Annotated in this window: 16 protein-coding genes; 7 read left to right on the top strand and 9 right to left on the bottom strand. The window is 68.9% G+C overall.

What is annotated here, in order from left to right:
- Positions 1-93: 93 nt before the first annotated feature.
- A complete protein-coding gene (locus ACYVOK_RS25975; RefSeq protein WP_460665148.1) occupies positions 94-1,044 on the top strand; it encodes a nucleoside hydrolase in 951 nt (316 codons plus the stop codon).
- Here the strand turns inward: ACYVOK_RS25975 and ACYVOK_RS25970 are convergent.
- A complete protein-coding gene (locus ACYVOK_RS25970; protein WP_460665147.1) occupies positions 1,037-1,630 on the bottom strand; it encodes a TetR/AcrR family transcriptional regulator in 594 nt (197 codons plus the stop codon). The two genes, ACYVOK_RS25975 and ACYVOK_RS25970, sit on opposite strands and share 8 nt — an antisense overlap.
- 47 nt (positions 1,631-1,677) lie before the next feature.
- Here ACYVOK_RS25970 and ACYVOK_RS25965 point away from each other — a divergent pair, with 47 nt between their 5' ends.
- Positions 1,678-2,280 (top strand): GNAT family N-acetyltransferase, encoded by a 603-nt coding sequence (locus ACYVOK_RS25965; RefSeq protein ID WP_460665146.1) that lies wholly within the window; start codon positions 1,678-1,680, stop codon positions 2,278-2,280.
- Between the two features lie 31 nt (positions 2,281-2,311).
- Positions 2,312-3,088: a bifunctional 2-polyprenyl-6-hydroxyphenol methylase/3-demethylubiquinol 3-O-methyltransferase UbiG gene (ubiG, locus tag ACYVOK_RS25960; RefSeq protein WP_460665145.1), complete on the top strand. Its 777-nt coding sequence runs from the start codon at positions 2,312-2,314 to the stop codon at positions 3,086-3,088.
- A gap of 9 nt (positions 3,089-3,097) precedes the next feature.
- Here the strand turns inward: ubiG and ACYVOK_RS25955 are convergent, their stop codons facing one another.
- Positions 3,098-3,634 carry a LysM peptidoglycan-binding domain-containing protein gene (locus tag ACYVOK_RS25955; protein WP_460665144.1) on the bottom strand — a complete coding sequence of 179 codons (537 nt, stop codon included), beginning with the start codon at positions 3,632-3,634 and terminating at the stop codon, positions 3,098-3,100.
- A gap of 399 nt (positions 3,635-4,033) precedes the next feature.
- Between ACYVOK_RS25955 and lexA the strand changes: the two genes are divergently transcribed.
- Positions 4,034-4,834, top strand: a complete 801-nt coding sequence (lexA, locus tag ACYVOK_RS25950; RefSeq protein ID WP_460665143.1) for a transcriptional repressor LexA — start codon at positions 4,034-4,036, stop codon at positions 4,832-4,834.
- Between the two features lie 48 nt (positions 4,835-4,882).
- Entirely contained in the window at positions 4,883-5,392 is a 510-nt protein-coding gene (locus ACYVOK_RS25945) for a glutathione peroxidase (RefSeq protein ID WP_460665142.1), read from the top strand.
- A 243-nt stretch (positions 5,393-5,635) separates the two neighbouring features.
- Here the strand turns inward: ACYVOK_RS25945 and ligD are convergent, their stop codons facing one another.
- The 3 genes from ligD to secD all read right to left on the bottom strand — a co-directional run bounded on the left by ligD (position 5,636) and on the right by secD (position 10,968).
- Positions 5,636-6,607, bottom strand: coding sequence for a non-homologous end-joining DNA ligase (ligD, locus tag ACYVOK_RS25940; RefSeq protein WP_460665141.1), 972 nt, complete (start codon positions 6,605-6,607; stop codon positions 5,636-5,638).
- The gene (locus tag ACYVOK_RS25935) at positions 6,604-8,601 is read right to left on the bottom strand and encodes an ATP-dependent DNA helicase (protein ID WP_460665140.1); all 1,998 of its coding nucleotides are present in this window, start codon (positions 8,599-8,601) and stop codon (positions 6,604-6,606) included. Before ACYVOK_RS25935 ends, ligD begins: the two co-directional genes overlap by 4 nt.
- Positions 8,602-8,664: 63 nt before the next feature.
- Positions 8,665-10,968, bottom strand: coding sequence for a protein translocase subunit SecD (gene secD / locus ACYVOK_RS25930; RefSeq protein WP_460665139.1), 2,304 nt, complete (start codon positions 10,966-10,968; stop codon positions 8,665-8,667).
- A gap of 274 nt (positions 10,969-11,242) precedes the next feature.
- Here secD and ACYVOK_RS25925 point away from each other — a divergent pair, with 274 nt between their 5' ends.
- Entirely contained in the window at positions 11,243-12,427 is a 1,185-nt protein-coding gene (locus ACYVOK_RS25925; protein ID WP_460665138.1) for a S8 family peptidase, read from the top strand.
- 24 nt (positions 12,428-12,451) lie between these two features.
- Here ACYVOK_RS25925 and ACYVOK_RS25920 read toward each other — a convergent pair whose 3' ends face one another.
- Positions 12,452-13,099, bottom strand: coding sequence for a response regulator (locus ACYVOK_RS25920; RefSeq protein WP_460665137.1), 648 nt, complete (start codon positions 13,097-13,099; stop codon positions 12,452-12,454).
- Positions 13,096-14,220, bottom strand: a complete 1,125-nt coding sequence (gene macS / locus ACYVOK_RS25915; RefSeq protein ID WP_460665136.1) for a MacS family sensor histidine kinase — start codon at positions 14,218-14,220, stop codon at positions 13,096-13,098. Before macS ends, ACYVOK_RS25920 begins: the two co-directional genes overlap by 4 nt.
- 208 nt (positions 14,221-14,428) lie before the next feature.
- On the opposite strand from macS, the gene ACYVOK_RS25910 reads away from it, so the two are divergent.
- Positions 14,429-16,792, top strand: coding sequence for an immune inhibitor A domain-containing protein (locus tag ACYVOK_RS25910; protein ID WP_460665135.1), 2,364 nt, complete (start codon positions 14,429-14,431; stop codon positions 16,790-16,792).
- 63 nt (positions 16,793-16,855) lie between these two features.
- Here the strand turns inward: ACYVOK_RS25910 and hflX are convergent, their stop codons facing one another.
- Both hflX and dapF read right to left on the bottom strand, forming a co-directional pair.
- Entirely contained in the window at positions 16,856-18,382 is a 1,527-nt protein-coding gene (gene hflX / locus ACYVOK_RS25905; RefSeq protein ID WP_460665134.1) for a GTPase HflX, read from the bottom strand.
- Between the two features lie 84 nt (positions 18,383-18,466).
- A complete protein-coding gene (gene dapF, locus ACYVOK_RS25900) occupies positions 18,467-19,309 on the bottom strand; it encodes a diaminopimelate epimerase (RefSeq protein ID WP_460665133.1) in 843 nt (280 codons plus the stop codon).
- Positions 19,310-19,331: the final 22 nt, after the last annotated feature.

Below are 19,331 nucleotides of genomic sequence, written 5' to 3'. Positions count from 1 at the left end.
CCGACCGTAGGAAAGCGACACCAACAGCACCAGAGCTTGTGATGAATTGACTCCCAACGGCGGGTGGATCCGCCGATGCGTGAGGATGGCGGAATGAAGCCGGTGATTCTGGATGTCGACACTGGGCTCGACGACGCCTGTGCGCTGCTGCTCGCCGCCCGCCACCCCGAGCTCGACCTGAAGGCTGTGACGTGTGTGGGTGGCAACGTCGGGCTGGACGACGTCGTGGTCAACACACTGACGGTCCTGGAGGCTGCTGGTCGGCCTGACGTGCCAGTTGCGGCCGGCGCCGCCGTACCGCTGCTGCAACCAGTCCGACCCGCCACGCATGTGCACGGCGTCGACGGACTCGGCAACCTCGACTGGCCGCGCTCCACGCGTACGGCGGGTGCCGGGCACGCGGTCGAGCTACTGCGAGACGTACTGCGCGCTGCGGCCGCAACTGGTGACCTGGTGACGCTGATCCCGCTGGCCCCGATGACGAACATCACACTGCTGCTGCGCACCTACCCGGATGCCGCGGCCGGGCTGCGGGAGATCGTGTTCATGGGCGGTGCGGCCGGCATCGGGAACGCGACCGCGTCCGCCGAGTTCAACATCTGGACCGATCCGGAGGCGGCGGCGATCGTACTGAGTGCCGCCGGAGAGCTCGGCGTACCGGTGACGATGTACGGGCTGGACGTGTTCTACGACGTGGTGATCTCGCTGGATCAGGCGCGGTCGCTGGGTGGTTCGCCGTCGGCCGAACTGGCGGGGAAGCTGATCCAGAAGCGGAGCGAGCTCTACAGGTCGGACGGCGCGAGCATCGGGGACGGCGGCGCGGTGTGTGCGGTGATCGATCCGGACGGCCTGACGACGCAGCCGTTCCCGCTGCGGGTCGAGCTGTCCGGCAGCTGGTCGCGTGGCCGGACGATCGTCGACACCCGGGACTGGTCGGCCGATCTCACCAGCGATCCGCATGGGCCGTCGCCGACCGTCGTACAGGTGGCAACCGCTGTGGACGGCACGCGGTACGCCGACCTCTGGCTGAGCACCGTCAAGTAGCCAGCAACTCGTTCAGCCGGGCGCGGACGCCGGACATGAACAGTTCGAGCCCGTCGCTGAAGCGGTCGGGCTCGGTCGGCTCGGCCACCACGGCGGCCAGTGTCCAGTGCGCGCTGGTCTCGAAGATGGCCCTTGCCTGCGGTTCGGGTACGCCGAGGTCCACGAGCGAGCGGAGCTGTACGCGGACCAGTTCCGCGCGCGACCCCTCGCCCTGGTCGCGATCCGGTGTCGCCTTCGCCTGGATCAGGCCGGCCAGGCCGGGGTGGTCGACGTAGAACGCGCGCAACTCGAGCGCACCGGCGGTGGTGACCGCGATCCAGTCGTCGACACTGCGGATCTCGTCGTACGCCGTCAGGTCCGCGGCGAACTGGTCGAACGCGTTGCGCGCCACTAGGTCGAGCAGCTCGTCCTTGTTGCGGACGTGGTGGTAGAGCGACGGCGCGCGGACCCGCAGGCGCTCGGCCACCGACCGCATGGTCAGGCCGCCGACGCCATCGGCACGGATGACCGCGAGCGCGGCGTCGGCAATAGCGCTGACCGAGATCCCGGCCGCGGCATGGGACGACGGATCGCGCTGGGCGGTCATGGAAACCTCGTTGTCGGCCTGGTCCGGTGCGGCTAAGTTCCTGTCTAATGACATTAGACAGCCTACCCGAGGACGGCACCGTGCCTGGACTGCGCCCGAACTATCCGTTGCGAACCGAGCGGCTCGACCTGCGACCGCACCGGATGGACGACCTCGACGACCTCTTCGCGTTCCACTCACGACCCGAGGTGGTGCGGTACACGCCGTGGCCGGTGCGGGATCGCGAACAGACCCGGGTCGCGCTCGAGGCCAAGCTCACCCAGGACACGCTGACCCAGCCGGGCCAGTGGCTCGTCCTCGCGATCGAGCTGAGGGAGACCGGGACCGTGATCGGCGAGGTGCTGCTGAAGTGGGCCAGCGAGGCTGACCGGCAAGGCGAGATCGGGTACGCGCTCCACACCGACTACCAGGGCAAGGGCTACGCGTCCGAGGCCGCTCGCGAGCTGCTCCGGCTCGGTTTCGAGGAGCTCGGCCTGCATCGCATCTGCGCGATCCTGGACGACCGCAACACGCCGTCGGCACTCCTGCTCGAACGCCTCGGCATGCGGCGCGAGGGTCACCTGATCGAGTGCGCCTTCTTCAAGGGCGAGTGGGCGAACGAGTACATCTACGCCCTTCGCGAGGACGAATGGCGCGCCGGCCTGACCTGACCGCTGTTTACTGGGGTCTGGGAGGGGCGCGATGGGGATCGACAACCAGATCTACAACCGGATCGGCCACAGCTGGTGGGACGAGGCCAACCCGCTGAACATGCTGCACGGGAGTTTCACTCCGGGTCGGTTCGCGTACTTCCGCGCCGTACTGGACCGCTGCGGGGTGAATCCGGCCGGCCTGCGGGCGCTGGACGTCGGGTGCGGCGGCGGGTTCATGGCCGAGGAGTTCGCGCGGCTCGGGTGTGAGGTGGTCGGCGTCGACCCGTCGGCGGTCTCGGTCGGGACCGCCCACCGGCACGCCGACTCGGCCGGACTCGGGATCGGGTACCTGGTCGCCACCGGTGAGCGGCTGCCGCTGGCCGGCGAATCGTTCGATCTCGTCTACTGCTGTGACGTCCTCGAACACGTCTCCGACCTGGATCGGGTGATCGCGGAGACTTCCCGGGTCCTCAAGCCCGGCGGGCTCTATCTGTTCGACACCATCAACCGGACCGCCGCGTCGAAGCTGCTGGCGATCAAGGTGATGCAGGACTGGCGTCTCACCCGGGTCGTCGACACCCAACTGCATGCGTGGGAGATGTTCATCAAGCCGACCGAACTCGAGGAGACGTTGCGCCGGAACGGTCTGCGGCTCGGCGAGATCACCGGTCTCGGACCGCGCGCGAACAGGGCCTCCCTGCTCTGGAACTTCGCCCGGGCCCGGCGCGGCCGGATCACCTTCGGCCGGCTCAGCCGCCTGATGGACGTCGGCCAGGTGAAGAGCACCGCCGTTTCCTACATGGGCTACGCCGGCAAGGCCGCCTGACCGGCGAGCTCAGCGGGCGATCGGGACCTGCAGGGTCTGACCGGGGACGACGTCGGCCGGCGTGGCGAGCTTGTTCAGATCGGCGATCTTCTCGACGACGATCGCGGGGTCCTGACCCGGGTTGGTCTCCTGGGCGATCGACCAGAGGCTCTGACCGGGGGTCACCTGGACCGGGACCGTGTGTGTGAAGTTCGGACCGGGCTCGAGGACGCCGGTGACACGCAGCCCCAGCACCACCACGGCCGAACCGAACACGATCACCGACAGCGCGGTGAGCAGCATGCGCCCGCGCCGGGTCAACCGCAGCGCCGGCGCTTCAGTCACCGCCGGGCGGCCATCGAGGCGCGGGCGGTCCGCCGGGCGGCGCACTCGTTGCCGGGGCTGGTCCGCCACGCGGCCGAGGTCGGCACCGGAGCAGGCCCGGACCGGAAGACGCTCGGTCGTCGTCCCGGCGATCCTGGGCCGGCGGCGCGGACGGGCGTCCGGCACCACCCCTGGCGCCTGGCGTGCCGCCGGTGCGTCTGCCGCGAGAGCCGCTGTGCTCATCGGATCCTCCAGACCTCGTTCAGACCTCGTTCTGCGGTGTCGATCTCTGTCTACCGGCCGCCTCCGACAGTTTTCGTCCGGCGACCTGTCCGACCGACCCGAACACCTGTTCGATCGAACGCCTGTACGAATCATTAACCGGCCGGCGCCCGTCGCGCAACCATCTCCAACCGGGACACGCCCGGGAAATTCCCCGCCGGACCCGGAGCCTCGCGCGCGTCTTATAACCGGACACGCGAACAGACGTGCGAACCGACACGCCTTCGAACAGATGTTTGAAGAATCTCAGGATTCGGTCTACGGTCGTGTCTGTCGGCTGAGGCGACAGGCAGTCGACAGGTTGGCACCACAGCAAGGCCGGTGTGCGAGCGCCCGGCCCGACCCGAGGAGCAAGCACCGATGGCCAGGACGCCGAGCGGTTCCAGCAAGGACGAGCGCAGTGCGGTGGGCGCCGGCGGCCAGGCCGGCGCGCACGAGTCCGCCGACCAGACCGTGACCGAGCTGCCCGACGGGCCGGCCGACGCGACCGGCCTGACGCCGCGCCAGCGCCGGGTGCTGGACGTCATCCGCGATTCGGTGGACCGCCGCGGTTACCCGCCGTCGATGCGCGAGATCGGTGAGCGGGTCGGCCTGACCAGCTCCTCGTCGGTGTCGCACCAGCTCCGCGTGCTGGAGCAGAAGGGCCTGCTCCGCCGCGACCCGAACCGGCCGCGCGCGATCGAGGTGCGCTATCCGGGCGAGGTCGACGCCGCGGCCCGTAGGACCGCGCTCGGCGCGGTGCGGCAGACGACGTACGACGAGACCGGTGCCGGCGACGCGCATCCGGACGCGGCCTACGTGCCGGTGGTCGGCCGGATCGCCGCCGGTGGGCCGATCCTCGCCGAGCAGGAGATCGAGGAGGTCTTCCCATTGCCGAAGGCAATGGTCGGCGAGGGCACGCTGTTCATGCTCCGGGTCAAGGGCGAGTCGATGATCGACGCGGCGATCTGCGACGGCGACTGGGTCGTGGTGCGCCAGCAGCCGACCGCGGAGAACGGGGACATCGTCGCTGCGATGATCGACGGCGAGGCGACGGTCAAGACGTTCAAGAAGACCAAGACAGAGATCCTGCTGCTACCACACAACCCGGCATTCGAGCCGATCGACGGCAAGGACGCGATCATTCTCGGAAAGGTCGTAACAGTTCTGCGCCGAGTCTGACATGTCAGACGACGCGCGAAGTCGGGCGTGTCGTGTCAGCATTGAATCATGACGACTGTCTATGACTTCAGCGCCAGGCGGATCGAAGGCAATGAACAGTCTCTTGCCGATTTCCGCGACCAGGTGCTCCTGGTGGTCAACACGGCCTCGCAGTGCAGCCAAACTCCGCAGTACACCGGTTTGCAGAAGCTCTACAAGACGTATCGCCGTCAGGGCTTCTCGGTGCTTGGCTTCCCCTGCGACCAGTTCGGCCACCAGGAGCCGGGTGACGAGAACGAGATCGCGAACTTCTGTTCGACGATCTATCACGTCACGTTCCCGATGTTCGCCAAGATCGACGTCAATGGGTCGAAGGCGCTTCCGCTGTACAACTGGCTGAAGCGTGAGCAGGGCGGCCTGCTGGGCGGACGGATCAAGTGGAACTTCACCAAGTTCCTGATCGGGCGGGACGGGCAGGTGATCGGCCGCTACGCGCCGACCCACTCGCCGGAGAAACTGGCCGACAAGATCGAGGCCGCGCTGGCGGTTCCGGCGCCGTCGAGGGAATCGAACGACTGAACGACTGAGCGCGGTTTCCGCGCCCCCAGTTGCCGCCGCACAAAGCACCAGAGGTCATCTCGTCGTTGCCGGGTTTTCCGGCCTTTCTGAGACACCTGAACACCATCCGTCGCAGCGCCACAGAGCTGTTGCCGCATTCCGAACGTTTCTCGTTTTCCGGGGCCACTCGGCGATTCCGGTGCCTTTTCCAGGATGCACGTGAACATTCCCGCGCATTGGCACAGTCGTTGATTGATCAGCGCGTCACACGACGACCGACTCGGGGTCGATGTCCAGCCGCAGGCCTCGCCAGACCGGGTGGCGGAGGCGGCCGTCGGCGGCCCATCCGGAGTAGGTCACCTCGGCGACCAGGGCGGGGTCGAGCCAGTGCGCCCGGCGGCGATCCGAGTTCGGGATGCCGGCCGGGTCGAAGGCAGGGCGGCCGATCTCCAAGCCGGTCAGTTCGGCGCTGAGCAGGTCGAGAGTGGCGAAGTCGAGGCCGGAGCCGACCTTGCCGATCAGGACCAGTTCGCCACCGGGCTCCGCATAGGCCCCGCAGTAGAACGAGCCGATCTTCCCGGCGCGGTTGCCTTCACCCGGATGCCAGCCGCACAGGATCACCTCGCGGGTCCGCACCGGTTTGACCTTGATCCAGTCCGCGCTCCGGCGTCCCGGCAGGTACCGCGACTTCCGGCGTTTCGCGACCACCCCTTCGAGCCCGGTCGACGCGGACAACTCCAGCGCCGCGTCCCCGTCGTCGTACGCCGGCGGCGTCTCCCAGAACGGATCGCCGATCTCCAGCGAATCCAGCAGTCCGCGACGGTCGTCGTACGGTGCTTCCAGCAACCATTTGCCGTCGAGGCGGAGCACGTCGAAAAGCCGGACGGACACCGGCACCTCGGTGATCAGGTGCCGCAACTGACGCGGGTCCCGGACGTGCATCCGCCGCTGCAGCAGACCGAACGACGGCGCGCCGTTCTCGTCGAGCGTGACGATCTCCCCGTCCAGTACGGCGGGCAGCCGCAACCCCGGCGCCTCGGCCAGACCGACCAGCTCGGGGTATCCGCCGGACACGTCGCGGCTGTTGCGCGACCACAGCCGGCAGACGCCGTCGTCCACCTCGGCGATGACCCGGATGCCGTCCCACTTCATCTCGTACGACCAGCCGGCACCGGACGGCATCTCCCCTACCGCCGCCATCATCGGCAGCACCGGTGGGCCGGTCACCGGGCTCATGACGACTGCAACCGCTTCAACGCAGCGAGCACCTTGTCACGATCGGCGGTCGGCCACATCGGTGGCAAGGAGGCGCGCAGGAAGGCGCCGTACCGCTGGGTGACGATGCGGGGGTCCAGGATCGCGACCACGCCCCGGTCCGAGCTGCGCCGGATCAGCCGTCCGGTCCCCTGCGCGAGCAGCAGCGCGGCATGCGTCGCGGCGACCGCCATGAACCCGTTGCCACCGGCCTCGTCGACGGCGCGCTGGCGAGCGGCCATCAACGGCTCGTCCGGCCGCGGGAACGGCACCCGGTCGATGATCACCAGGTTGCAGGTCGAACCCGGTACGTCGATCCCCTGCCAGAGCGAGAGCGTGCCGAACAGCGACGTCTCCGGATCGTCGACGAACTCGCGAGCCAGCTCCCCCAGCTGGGCATCGCCCTGGCACAGCACCTTGAGGTCGGTGGCTTCGCGCACCGCGGCCGTCGCGGCTTCCGCGGCCCGGCGGGACGAGAACAGCCCGAGGGTCCGGCCGCCGGCCGCAGTCACCAGGTCGATGATCTCGGTGAACTGCTTCTGCCCCAGCCCGTCGCGATGCGGTGGCGGCAGGTGCTTGGCGACGTACAGGATCGCCTGCTTCTCGTACTCGAACGGCGAACCGACGTCCAGGCCCCGCCACGGCAGCGGCCCGGTCTCGGACGTCTCCCCCAGGTCGGGCATCTCCTCGTCGTCGGCCAGCCTGTCCGACGGCCGCAACCCCACCTGCCGGGCGATCGCATCGAAGTCACCGCCGAGCGTGAGCGTGGCCGACGTCAGCACGACGGTGCGATCCTTCAGCACGAGTTCGCGCAGCAGGCCGGCCACCGTCAGCGGTGCGATCCGGAGCTCGCGACCGAACCGCTCGCGGTCGACCATCCAGACCACATCGGCGTCGCTCAACGCGGCAACCCGCTCGGAGACGTCGAAGATCTCCTTCACCGCGCCCTTCGACTGCCGCTTGGCTCCGTCCGGGTCGTCGTCCTTGTCGTCGGTCTTCTTGTTGAGGTCGGAGTACAGCGCGCGAGCCGCGTCCCGGACCAGCGCCGCCGCCTCGAGCACCGGACCGTTCGAGGCCTCGATCCGGCCCTCGCGCGTGCCGTCGAGAGCAGCCCGCAAGGCGTCCGAGGCGTCGATCAGGTCGTCGGCCTTGTCGTCATCGACGAACCTGCGGGCCCGCTTCGCCGCCCGCTCGACCATCTGCGGTGACAGCTCGTCTCCCGCCGCTCCGGTGACCCGGGCCGGCAACTCGTGGGCCTCGTCGACGATGACGACGTCGTGCTCCGGCAGGACGGTCCGGTTCTCGAAGGCGTCGATCGAGAGCAGGGCGTGGTTGGTGATGACGATGTCGGACTTGCGCGCCTCTTCCTTGGCCTTCTCGGCGAAGCACTCCTCGCCGTACGGGCACTTCTGCGCGCCGAGACACTCGCGGGCCGCGATGGCGACCTGCTGCCAGGCCTGGTACTGATGCGAGGGCGCGTGGTCACGGTCACCGGCCTCGCCGTCGAGCAACTGCTGCTCGGCCCATTCGCGCAACTCCAGGACCTGCTGGCCGATCGGGCCGGGCGGCGGCACGTCGACGAGCATCCCGTCGTCGTCCGGTGCGCCTTCCCGGATCCGGTGCAGGCAGGCGTAGTTGTTGCGGCCCTTCTGGATCGCGTACGTCGGCCGGCGCGGCAGCAGCTTCTCCGTCGCGTCCAGCAACGCCGGCACGTCGCGGTCGACGAGCTGGGCCTGGAGCGCCAGAGTCGCGGTGGAGACGACGACGCGCCGGTCCTCGATCGCGTGCAGGAGCGCGGGAACGAGGTAGCCGAGGGACTTACCGGTCCCGGTGCCGGCCTGGACGAGGAGGTGGGAGCCGTCGTGCATCGAGGTGTTGACGGCCTCGGCCATCTGCACCTGACCAGGCCGGGTCTGACCGTTGATCCCGGAGACAGCGGCTTCCAGCAGTTCGCGTACGTCGACTCCCACCGCCACACCCTAGCCCGCGCGGAGGACAGTTTTCCGGTCCGGCAGGCAGGCTGTGGACAACCGCTCCGATCAGACGACGGCGCCGCGGTCCGGCTGCGCGTCCCGGTCCACCTGCGGGCGCTTCGGCCGCGGCGGCGGGGCCGGGTAGCGCCGCTCCAACTCCAGCAGCAGCGGCGCGGCGGTCAGGTTGGACGAGTACGTGCCGACCAGGATGCCCAGCAGCAACGCGAGCGCGAAGTCGGCCAGCGAGTCACCACCCAGGAACAGCAACGCGCTCAGGATGAACAGCGTCGAGATACCGGTGTTGACGGTTCGCGGCAGCACGTTGACGATCGCGGTGTCGATCACCGGGCCCAGGTTCTCGGTGGACCGCGCGTTGCGGGTCTCCCGGATCCGGTCGAACACGACCACCGCGTCGTTCACCGTGTAGCCGATGATGGTCAGGATCGCGGCCAGGAAGATGCCGTCGATCGGTTTGCCGGTCCAGGCGAACACCCCGACCACGATCGCGACGTTCTGCAGCAGGGCCAGTACGGCGCCCGCACCGAACGTCCAGCGGAATCGCGCGGCCAGGTAGAGCAACTGCGCCAGCAAGGCGATCCCGAGCGCGATCAGGCCCTTGTTGCGCAACTCGCTGCCCAGCGACGGACCGATGCTCTCGTTCCGGATCAGTTCGGTCCCGCCGGCGATCCGGGACAGCGACTCGCGGATCTTCTCCGTCTCGTCGTCGCTGATCGACTGGGTTCGCACGGTGATGTCGTCGGTGCCTGAGGCCTGGACCACCGCGTTCGGGTAGCCGGCCTCGGCGACGGCGGCCCGGGCCTGGTCCGGCGTGATCGGCTGCGCGGTGCTCACCTCGAGCAGCCGGCCGCCGGTGAACTCGATGCCGAGGTTCAGCCCGCGGACCGCGATACCTGCGAGGGCCACCACGATGACCACCGCTGAGACCATCAGCCAGCGCCGGCTGTGCTTCATCAGCGACGGCCGCTTCGCCTCCAGCCAGGTCCGGACCCGGCCGTGACCGGCGATACCGCTGAGCCCGGGACGGTTCTGGACGAACTTGCGGGAGACGAAGAACTCTGCCAGGACGCGGACCAGCACCAGCGCGGACAGCATCGACGCGATGACACCGATGCTCAGCGTCACACCGAACCCGCGGACCGGGCCGGCGGCCAGGAAGAACAGCAGACCGGCGGCGAGCAGCGTGGTGATGTTCGAGTCGGCGATCGCGGACAGCGCGTTCTGGAAACCGCTGCGCAGGGACCGGCGCAACCCGTCGGTGCGGCCGGCGATGAAGTCCTCCCGGGCCCGTTCGAAGACGAGCACGTTGGCGTCGACCGCCATACCGATGGCCAGTACGAAACCGGCCAGGCCGGGCAGCGTGAGCGTCGCGCCGAGTGCGGTCAGGGCGGCGTACGACATCCCGGAGTAGGCGATCAGGCCGAAGACGGCCATCAGGCCGACCAGGCGGTAGACCAGGATGATGAACAGCGCGGTCAGCGCCAGCCCGATGATCGCGGCCGTCGCGCTGGCCTCGATGGCGTCCTTGCCCAGCGACGGGCCGACGGTGCGCTGGTCGATCACCTCGACCGGCAGCGGCAGCGCGCCACCGGAGATCAGCGCGGCCAGATCCTTGGCCTCCTCCTCGGTGAAGGAGCCGGTGATCGTGGTGGTACCGCCGCCGATCCCGACGTTGCAGAGCTGGTTGCCGCCGTTCGGATCGACCTGCGGTGCGCTGATCACCTCGTTGTCGAGGACGATCGCGATCAGCCGCTGGGGCGTGTTGATCGGCTGGCAGGCGGCCTTGCCGGTGATGTCCGCCCAGATCTTGCCGCCGTCGCCCTTGAAGTTCATCTCGACGAACCAGCCCTGGGCGGCCTGCTGCGGGTCGAGCCGGCCTTCGGCACCACTGACCAGCTCACCGGTCATCGCCGGCTTGGCCAGTCGCAGGAAGCCCTGGCCACCGGGCTCAGGTGGCAGGTAGGTCTCCCCGGCGGCCGGCTTGGCCGGCTTGGTCGCGACCTGGTCGAGCACCTCGTGGAAGGTGAGCTGCGCGGTCTTGCCGATCACCGCGGCGGCCTCGCGCGGGTCCTGCACGCCGGGAAGCTCGACGATGATCCGGTTCTCGCCCTGCCGCGTCACGCTCGGCTCGCTGACACCGAGGGCGTCGATCCGGCGGTGCAGCACCTGGATCGCCCTGTCGGTGTTGGCCCTGTCGGCCTTCACCGTCGGCGAGTCCTTCGCCTGCAGCATGATCTGCGTCCCGCCGCGCAGGTCGAGCCCGAGCTGCGGCTTGGCCGTCAGGACGACGTACGTCGACAGGGCCAGAACGACGGCCGCGAGCAGCGCGCGGACGATGGACGACCGGTTCACAAACAGCCTCCGGAGCTGGGCACCCGCCAGTGGGGTGTCCCGGGATGTCATGGCGAAGAGCACGCACGCCCGAGGTGCGAACGCACAGTGTACGAAGACATTCAAACGCATCCGGACGGCAGTGCAGTGCCATGGCATCAGGTCGCACCCGAACTGATTGACGCGTCAGGTGAGGAACCCCTAATTTCTCACCACCCTCGATCCGTAGTCGCCTGCGGACCGACGGTGATCACCCCTCCGCCCCGGTGGGTGATGAGTTCCCTGAGGAGGAACCGTGCGTCATCGCATCAGCCTGTCCCTCGCCGCCGCCGCTCTGGTGCCGGCCATCGCCTTGTCCACCGCCGGCAGTGCCGGCGCAGCTCCCGTGCCCGAGCCGCAGCGGATCGTCCCGGTCCAGCTCGCCAAGGCCGAAGCCGGTGTGACCGCGGTCGAGGACACCTACATCGTCGAGTTGAAGAAGGGCGTCCGGCTGAAGAGCGGCCTGGGCATCGCGCCGCAGCGGCAGTTCAGTACGGCGGTCAACGGATTCAGCGCCAAGCTCAGCCCGGCCCAGCTCGCCGACCTGCAGAAGAACCCGGACGTGGTCGCGATCTCGCAGGACGTGTACGTGCAGAACGTGCTGGACGCGACCCAGACCAACCCCCCGTCGTGGGGGATCGACCGGATCGACCAGCGGAACCTGCCGCTGTCGAACTCGTTCACCTACAACCGGACCGGCTCCGGCGTGCACGCGTACATCATCGACTCCGGTGTCGACCCGACCCACCCGAACTTCGGCGGCCGGGCCACCTTCGACTTCAACGGCATCGACTCGAACAACACCGACTGCAACGGGCACGGCACGCACGTGGCCGGCACCATCGGCTCGACGTCGTACGGCGTGGCCAAGAGCGTCCGGCTGCACGGTGTGAAGTGGCTGAACTGCAGTGGCGGCGGTACGGCGTCCTCCGCGATCGCGGCCGTCGACTGGGTCACCCGCAACGCGATCAAGCCCGCCGTGGCGAACGCGTCGTGGAACTTCAGCGCGAACACGACGCTGGAGAACTCGCTGCGCGCGATGATCAACTCCGGCGTGTTCCTGGCCGCGTCGGCGGGCAACACCGGCGCCAACTCGTGTGACCGGCTGCCGCGCAAGATCTCGACCGCTCTGGTCGTCGCCGCGTCCACGAGCACCGATGCACGGGCGTCGTACTCGAGCACCGGGGCCTGCGTGGACATCTACGCTCCCGGCTCGGCGATCGTCTCCACCCTGCCCGGTAACACCACCGGGTCCTACAACGGCACCTCGATGGCCACGCCGCACGTGGCAGGTGTCGCGGCGCTCTACCTGCAGACGAGCCCGTCGGCCAGCCCGGCCACGGTGAAGTCGTACATCGAGTCCAACGCCACGCCCAACGTGGTCAGTGGTGGCTCGACCGGCGGCACCGTGAACCGCCTGCTCTTCTCGAACGGCCTGTAACTCGTCGGACAGCGCCCCCGGGTCCTACTCGGGGGCGTCGTCTATGCCGTGCTCGATCGCGTACCGGACCAGCTCGGCCCGGTTGTGCAGTTGCAGCTTCCGCAATGTGTTCTGCACGTGGTTCTCCACTGTCCGGTGCGACAGCACCAGCCGCGTGGCGATCTGCCGGGCCGTCAGCCCCCGTGCGACCAGCCGGAGCACCTCTGTCTCCCGCTCGGTCAGCTTCGGCACCTCAGGCCCGGAGGAGCCCGAGCCGAGTCGCCGGTACTCCCCCAGCAGCAGTCCGGCCAGTCCGGCGCTGAACACGGCGTCGCCTTCCGCAGTACGCCGTACTGCGTCGTCGAACTCGTCCAGCGACGCCGACTTCACCAGATACCCGGACGCGCCGTTCTTCACCGCGGCCAGTACGTCGTCCTGCTCGGCGCTGGCCGACAACACCAGCACTCGCGTGTCCGGCAGTGCGGTGGTGATCTCACGGGTCGCGTCGACACCCGAGCCGTCGCCGAGTTGCAGGTCCATCACCACCACGTCCGGCCGGGTGGCCAGCGCGATCTTCACCGCACTCGACACATCCGAGGCCGTCGCACAGACGTCGTACCCACGGGTGCCCAGGTCCCGGGCAACACCCTCACGCCACATCGGATGGTCGTCGACGATCATCACCCGGATCATGCAGTGCTCACCTTCAGCTCCCACTCGGTTCCCTCGCCTGGGGCGGTCCGGACCGCGGCTGATCCGCCCAGATCGGTGATGCGGCCGCGGATCGACTGGCTGACTCCCAGGTGACCGTCGACCCGAGCCTGTTCCAGCCGGGCCGGCGTCGTACCGGCTCCGTCGTCGCGGACCGACACCAGCACCTCGTCGCCAAGGTCCTCGACCACCACCCACGAGCGTGCGTCCGGGCCCGCGTGCTTCTTCACGTTGCTCAGCGCCTCCTTGACCGCCGCAACCAGTTCACCGGCCACAGGTTCCGGCAGCAGGACCTGACCCGCGGGGACGACGACGTCCACCCGTGTGGTGGCCAGCGGCAACAACAGGCCGCACAGGTCGACCCGGTCCCCCTCGGCAACGGTCGGCCGTGACGACATCAAGGTGCGCAGGGCAACTTCCTGCTCGGCAGCCAGCTTGGCCAGCTCGACCGCCTCGCCGCCGATCGCCGTACCGCGCCGCTGGACCTGGGCCAGCACCTGCAGGACGCCGTCGTGGATCGACCGGCTGAGCCTGAGCCGCTCGGCGGTGGCGCTCTCGGTGGCGATGGCCTCTCGGAGCCGGGCTCCCGCCTGGCGCATGGTGGACGCGGCGTACCCGACGACCAGACCCGCGACGAGCAGCAGCTGCACGTTGCTGAGGATCTTCGAGGCGTTGTCGACGCCACGCAGCGACAGCAACGCCAGGCTGACCGTGGCGGCACCGAGCAGCCCGCCGTCCCGGCCGCGGGAGATCGCCAGCGCGATCACCGGTCCGGCCGCCCACACCGAGGTCAGCACGGAGGCGCCGGCGCGGATGTCGAGCAGCGGCTGGGCGAGCAGGGTCGCGTACATGCAGCCCACCGTGACGACCAGGTCGGCGAACGCGAGCCGGGTGTTCCGCCGTCCCCAGCGCCGGCTGTAGCCGATCGAGGAGATCAGCGTCCAGACGCCCATGATCGCCATCTGCGCGACCGCGCCGGACGGCCGGACGATCCCGTCCCACCGGGTCCAGACCCCGAAGCAGGCGAACGCCCAGGTCATCAGCCGGAACACGACCAGGGCGCGCCACAGCGGCTGCAGCAGGTCGACCTGATCACGCTCCACGGGCGACAGTCTGCCAACCCCGGCGGTCCGCCCGCCTGAGTAGTTCCACCGATCCCGCAGGATTTCCCCGGACCTTTCCGGATTCTGCCGCATCCACTTCAGGAATCGCGATTTTGGACGTACTGTCGCGCAAACACGCTCGGGGGAGCTCTGATCACACCGCGTCACCACGCGCGGGTGGGTATCGACGAGAGTACGGAGGGGAATCGTGCGCAAGCTACCCGCCGGGCTGTTCAGCCTGGCACTGGCGGCGACGGCAGGGGTGGGTCTCGCCTCGGCCGGCAACGCCGCACCGCCCCGGGAGGTGGATGCCGCGCAGGTCGCGGGCGAGGCGTCCGCGCCGGACGAACTGCCCAGTCCGCTCGAGGACAAGCGTCGCGAGCTGCGCCAGGAGGCCCTGACCAAGGTGCTGAACGGCGAGGCCAAGCCGGAGAAGCGCGGTGCCAGCACCGTCGTCAACCTCGGCCCCAAGGCGCAGGGCGCGAAGGGCGTCAAGAACGCCAGGGGACGGGTCGACCAGTACGTCGAACTGGCCCGGGAGAAGACCGACCGGATCTTCGTCGTGCTCGCCGAGTTCGGCAACGAACGGCACCCGAACTATCCCGATCAGGACACTTCGCCGAACTTCCCCGGCCCGGCGACCTTCGAGGGACCGCTGCACAACGCGATCCCGGAGCCGGACCGCTCGGTCGACAACTCGACGGTCTGGCAGCCGAACTACGGCCGGCAGCACTTCCAGGACCTGTACTTCGGCACCGGGAACTCGGTGAAGAAGTACTACGAGAGGCAGTCGTCCGGCCGGTACAGCGTCGAGGGCACGGTCACCGACTGGGTCAAGGTCCGGTACAACGAGGCCCGCTACGGCCGGTCGAACGGCTACCCGTGCGGCGGCAACGTCTGCAACAACACCTGGGCCCTGGTCCGGGACGCGGTGAACCAGTGGGTCGCCGACCAGAAGGCGGCCGGCCGGACCACCGCGCAGATCACCGCCGAGCTGAAGACGTTCGACCAGTGGGACCGCTACGACTTCGACGGTGACGGCAACTTCAACGAGGCCGACGGCTACATCGACCACTTCCAGATCGTGCACGCCGGCGGCGACCAGGCCGACGGCGACCCGTGGCAGGGCGAGGACGCGATCTGGTCGCACCGCTGGTACGTCGGCCTGGCCGGCGGCCCGGCGAACAACCCGGCCGGCGGCGCCCAGCTCGGCGACACCGGGCTGTGGGTCGGCGACTACACGATCCAGCCGGAGAACGGCGGGATCAGCGTCTTCGTGCACGAGTACGGTCACGACCTCGGCCTGCCGGACCACTACGACACCTCCGGCCCGCCGGTCGAGAACGGCGTCAACTGGTGGACGCTGATGGCGCAGAGCCGGGTCGGCAAGCCCTCCGACGGCGGTATCGGCGAGCAGGCGGCCGACCTCGGGGCCTGGGACAAGCTGCAGCTCGGCTGGCTGGACTACGAGATCGTCGCGGCCGGCCAGAACCGGACCGTCGAACTCGGCCCGCACGAGTACAACTCGAAGAAGGCCCAGGGCCTGGTCGTGACACTGCCGAAGAAGGAACGGGTCAACGTGCTCGTCCCACCGGCGGCGGGCAGCAAGTCCTGGTGGAGTGGCGCGGGCAACATGTTCACCCACACGATGAACCGGCAGGTCGCGATCCCGGCGGGCACCACGACCCTGGCGTTCAAGGCCAACTGGGACATCGAGGACTGCGGTACGACGGCCTGCGACTACGCCTACGTCGAGGTGAACGACGGCACCGGCTACAAGCCGATCGCCGGCAACATCACCAACCCGGCCGAGGGCAACGGCATCGACGGCAAGAGCAACGGCTGGGTGGACGCGACGTTCGACCTGTCGGCGTACGCCGGTAAGACGATCGGCCTGCAGTTCCGCTACACCACCGACCCGGCGGCCGGCGGCAAGGGCTTCTTCGCCGACGAGATCAAGGTCACTTCGGGCGCGACCACGCTGGTGTCGTCCGGTGCGGAGGCCTCCCCGGAGGGCTGGACCCTGAACGGCTTCAGCGCGATGGGCGAGAGCTTCACCAGCCTGCACGACAACTACTACCTGGCGTCGCACATCAACTACGTGTCGTACGACCAGCACCTCAAGACCGGGCCGTACAACTTCGGCTTCCTCAACACCAAGCCGGACTGGGTCGAGCACTTCCCGTACCAGGACGGTCTGCTGATCTGGTACTGGGACACCTCGTTCGAGGACAACAACACCAGCGAGCACCCCGGTGGTGGCCTGGTCCTGCCGATCGACTCGCACCCGGTCCCGATCAACCGGATCGACGGCCAGCTGTGGCGCCCGCGGGTCGGCGGGTACGACGCTCCGTTCGGCCTGGAGAAGGCGGACTCGTTCACCCTGCACATCAACGGGCAGCCGAGTTACATCCGCGGCCAGAACGGTGTGCCCACCTTCAACGACAGCAAGACCTACTGGTACCCGGAGCAGCCGAGTGCCGGTGTGAAGGTGCCGAACAACGGCGTCAACATCAAGGTCCTCGACCGTGAGGGCACCACGATGACGGTCCGCGTCTCCAAGCGCGGCTGACACCCGAGCAGCAAACGAAACGGCCCCGGGAGCGATCCCGGGGCCGTTCTCTGTGCCTGACTACTACTGGGCTGCCGCCACCTGGTACGGCGTGAGCTCGCCGGCCAGCGAGGGGTGGACCCGCGCGGTGACCCGGGTGCCCTCGGCCGTGTGCTCGATCTGGTCGACGGAACCCTCGGAGTGGATCCGGGAGACCAGGTCGCCCCGGTCGTACGGCAGCAGCAGGTCGACGGCCACGTCCGGCTGCGGCAGTGAGGCCTCCACCAGGGTGCGCAGCTTGTCGATGCCCTCGCCGGTGTGTGCCGACACCACCAGGGCGCGCGATTCCCGGTGCAGGATCGGCGCCAGCGCCATCGGGTCGGCGATGTCACCCTTGTTGATCACGATGATCTCCGGGACGTCGGACGCACCGATCTCGCTCAGCACCTCACGCACCGCCTGGATCTGGGCCAGCGGGTCGGCGTGCGAACCGTCCACCACGTGCAGCAGCAGGTCCGCGTCCGCGACCTCCTCCAGCGTGGACCGGAACGCCTCGACGATGTCGTGCGGCAGGTGCCGGACGAACCCGACGGTGTCGGTCAGCGTGAACACGCGGCCGTCCGACGTGGTCGTCCTGCGGGTGGTCGGGTCCAGGGTCGCGAACAGCGCATTCTCGACCAGCACCCCCGCGCCGGTGATCCTGTTCAGCAGCGAGGACTTGCCCGCGTTGGTGTATCCCGCGATCGCGACCGACGGGACGGAGTTCCGGCGGCGCTCCTGGCGCAGCGTCGAGCGGGTGCCCTTCATCGAGTTCAGCTCACGCCGCAGCTTAGCGATCTTGGTGTTGATCCGGCGCCGGTCGGTCTCGATCTTGGTCTCACCGGGACCACGGCCGCCGATACCGCCGCCGGCCGCGCCGACGCGTCCACCGGCCTGGCGGGACAGGTTGCCACCCCAGCCACGCAGCCGCTGCTTCATGTACTGCAGCTGGGCCAGCTCGACCTGGGCCTTACCTTCCTTGCTCTTCGCGTGCTGGGCGAAGATGTCCAGGATCAGCGCGGTCCGGTCGACGACCTTGACCTTGAGCCGGTCCTCCAGGTTGCGCAGCTGCGCGGGGGCCAGCTCGCCGTCGGCGATCACGGTGTCGGCGCCGAGCGAGGCGACCAGGTCACGCAGGTCGGCCACCTTGCCGGAACCGATGAAGGTCGCGGGGTCGGGTTTCTTCCGCCGCTGGATGACACCGTCCAGCACCTCGGAACCGGCGGTCTCGGCGAGCAGCTTCAGCTCGGCCAGCGAGTTCTCCGCGTCCTCGGCGCTGCCCTCGGTCCAGACGCCGACCAGCAGCACCCGCTCCAGCAGCAGCTTGCGGTACTCGACCTCGCTGATGTCGGTCAGCTCGGTCGACATGCCGACGACGCGGCGCAGCGCCTGGCGCTCCTCGAGGTCCAGGCCCTCGGTGCTCGATTCCGGGCCCAGCTCCGAGTCGTGACCCGTCAACGAATCGCCCGAGTCATCGCCCTCAACGAGGTCGAGTTCGACTGCGTCCAACTCCCCCGCCCCACCGCCCCGGTCGGCGGTGGTCTCGTCGTAAAAGTTCGAATGGGTCGTCATATACCTTCCATCGTGGCACGGGCCACCAGTACAGGCGACCCGATTTCAGACGTCAACGCCCCACGCCCGGCCGGAATTCCCCGTTCAGGCGGGAAGCCAGGCCCGATCGAACTCGCCGCGGGCGTGCACGACAGCCGGCCCGGTCATCTCCAGATGGTTGTCCGCACGCCACGTCACGGTCACCGAACCACCCGGTACGCCGACACGGTAAGTCACCGGACGCTGCTGCCGGGCCTGCCGGGCCGCGGCCACCGTGACGGCGCAGGTTCCCGTCCCGCAGGACCGCGTCTCCCCTGCACCCCGCTCGTGCACCCGCATCGCGACCTCGTGGGGTCCCTTGCGTACGACGAACTCGACATTCACACCGGCCGGGAACGCCTCCTGCGGCGACCACCCCGGCTGGTCGACCAGGTGACCGGGCTCGCTCAGATCGTCGACGAAGGCCACCGCATGCGGATTGCCCATGTCCACGTGCACGGCCGGCCACTGGTGACCGTTGGCCTCGACCACGATGCCCGCCGGACCGGGCAGCACGGGCTCGCCCATGTCCACGGTCAGCGTGCCGTCGTCGTTCAGCACGACCTCTTTGATCCCGGCCCGTGTACCGACCCGGACCGGCTTGTCCCCGGCCAGCCCGGCGTCCACCAGGTACCGGACGAAGACCCGGATCCCGTTGCCGCACATCTCCGCGACAGAGCCGTCCGAGTTCCGGTAGTCCATGAACCAGTCGCCGCCGTCCTCGACGTACGTCTGCTTGCCGCCCTCGATCACCCGCAGGACGCCGTCCGCCCCGATCCCGGCGTGCCGGTCGCACAGGAACCGCACCAGTCCGGCGTCGAGATCCCCGTGGATCGATCCGTCGGGGTCGGGCAGCAACACGAAGTCGTTCTCCGTGCCGTGCCCCTTCAGCCAGGGAAAGGTGCTCATGCGGTAGATCGTACGGTGTCTC

The organism is Kribbella swartbergensis (genome assembly GCF_054784135.1).
The sequence above is the reverse complement of the archived record's forward strand: the minus strand, read 5'-3'. Positions and strand labels throughout refer to the sequence as shown.

Bases quoted from the DNA above. Each gene is read 5' to 3' on its own strand.
- ACYVOK_RS25965 (WP_460665146.1), top strand. From the start codon at position 1,678: ATGACATTAGACAGCCTACCCGAGGACGGCACCGTGCCTGGACTGCGC.
- ACYVOK_RS25975 (WP_460665148.1), top strand. From the start codon at position 94: ATGAAGCCGGTGATTCTGGATGTCGACACTGGGCTCGACGACGCCTGT.
- ligD (WP_460665141.1), bottom strand. From the start codon at position 6,607: ATGAGCCCGGTGACCGGCCCACCGGTGCTGCCGATGATGGCGGCGGTA.
- dapF (WP_460665133.1), bottom strand. From the start codon at position 19,309: ATGAGCACCTTTCCCTGGCTGAAGGGGCACGGCACGGAGAACGACTTC.
- hflX (WP_460665134.1), bottom strand. From the start codon at position 18,382: ATGACGACCCATTCGAACTTTTACGACGAGACCACCGCCGACCGGGGC.
- ACYVOK_RS25945 (WP_460665142.1), top strand. From the start codon at position 4,883: ATGACGACTGTCTATGACTTCAGCGCCAGGCGGATCGAAGGCAATGAA.
- ubiG (WP_460665145.1), top strand. From the start codon at position 2,312: ATGGGGATCGACAACCAGATCTACAACCGGATCGGCCACAGCTGGTGG.
- ACYVOK_RS25920 (WP_460665137.1), bottom strand. From the start codon at position 13,099: ATGATCCGGGTGATGATCGTCGACGACCATCCGATGTGGCGTGAGGGT.
- lexA (WP_460665143.1), top strand. From the start codon at position 4,034: ATGGCCAGGACGCCGAGCGGTTCCAGCAAGGACGAGCGCAGTGCGGTG.
- ACYVOK_RS25970 (WP_460665147.1), bottom strand. From the start codon at position 1,630: ATGACCGCCCAGCGCGATCCGTCGTCCCATGCCGCGGCCGGGATCTCG.
- ACYVOK_RS25955 (WP_460665144.1), bottom strand. From the start codon at position 3,634: ATGAGCACAGCGGCTCTCGCGGCAGACGCACCGGCGGCACGCCAGGCG.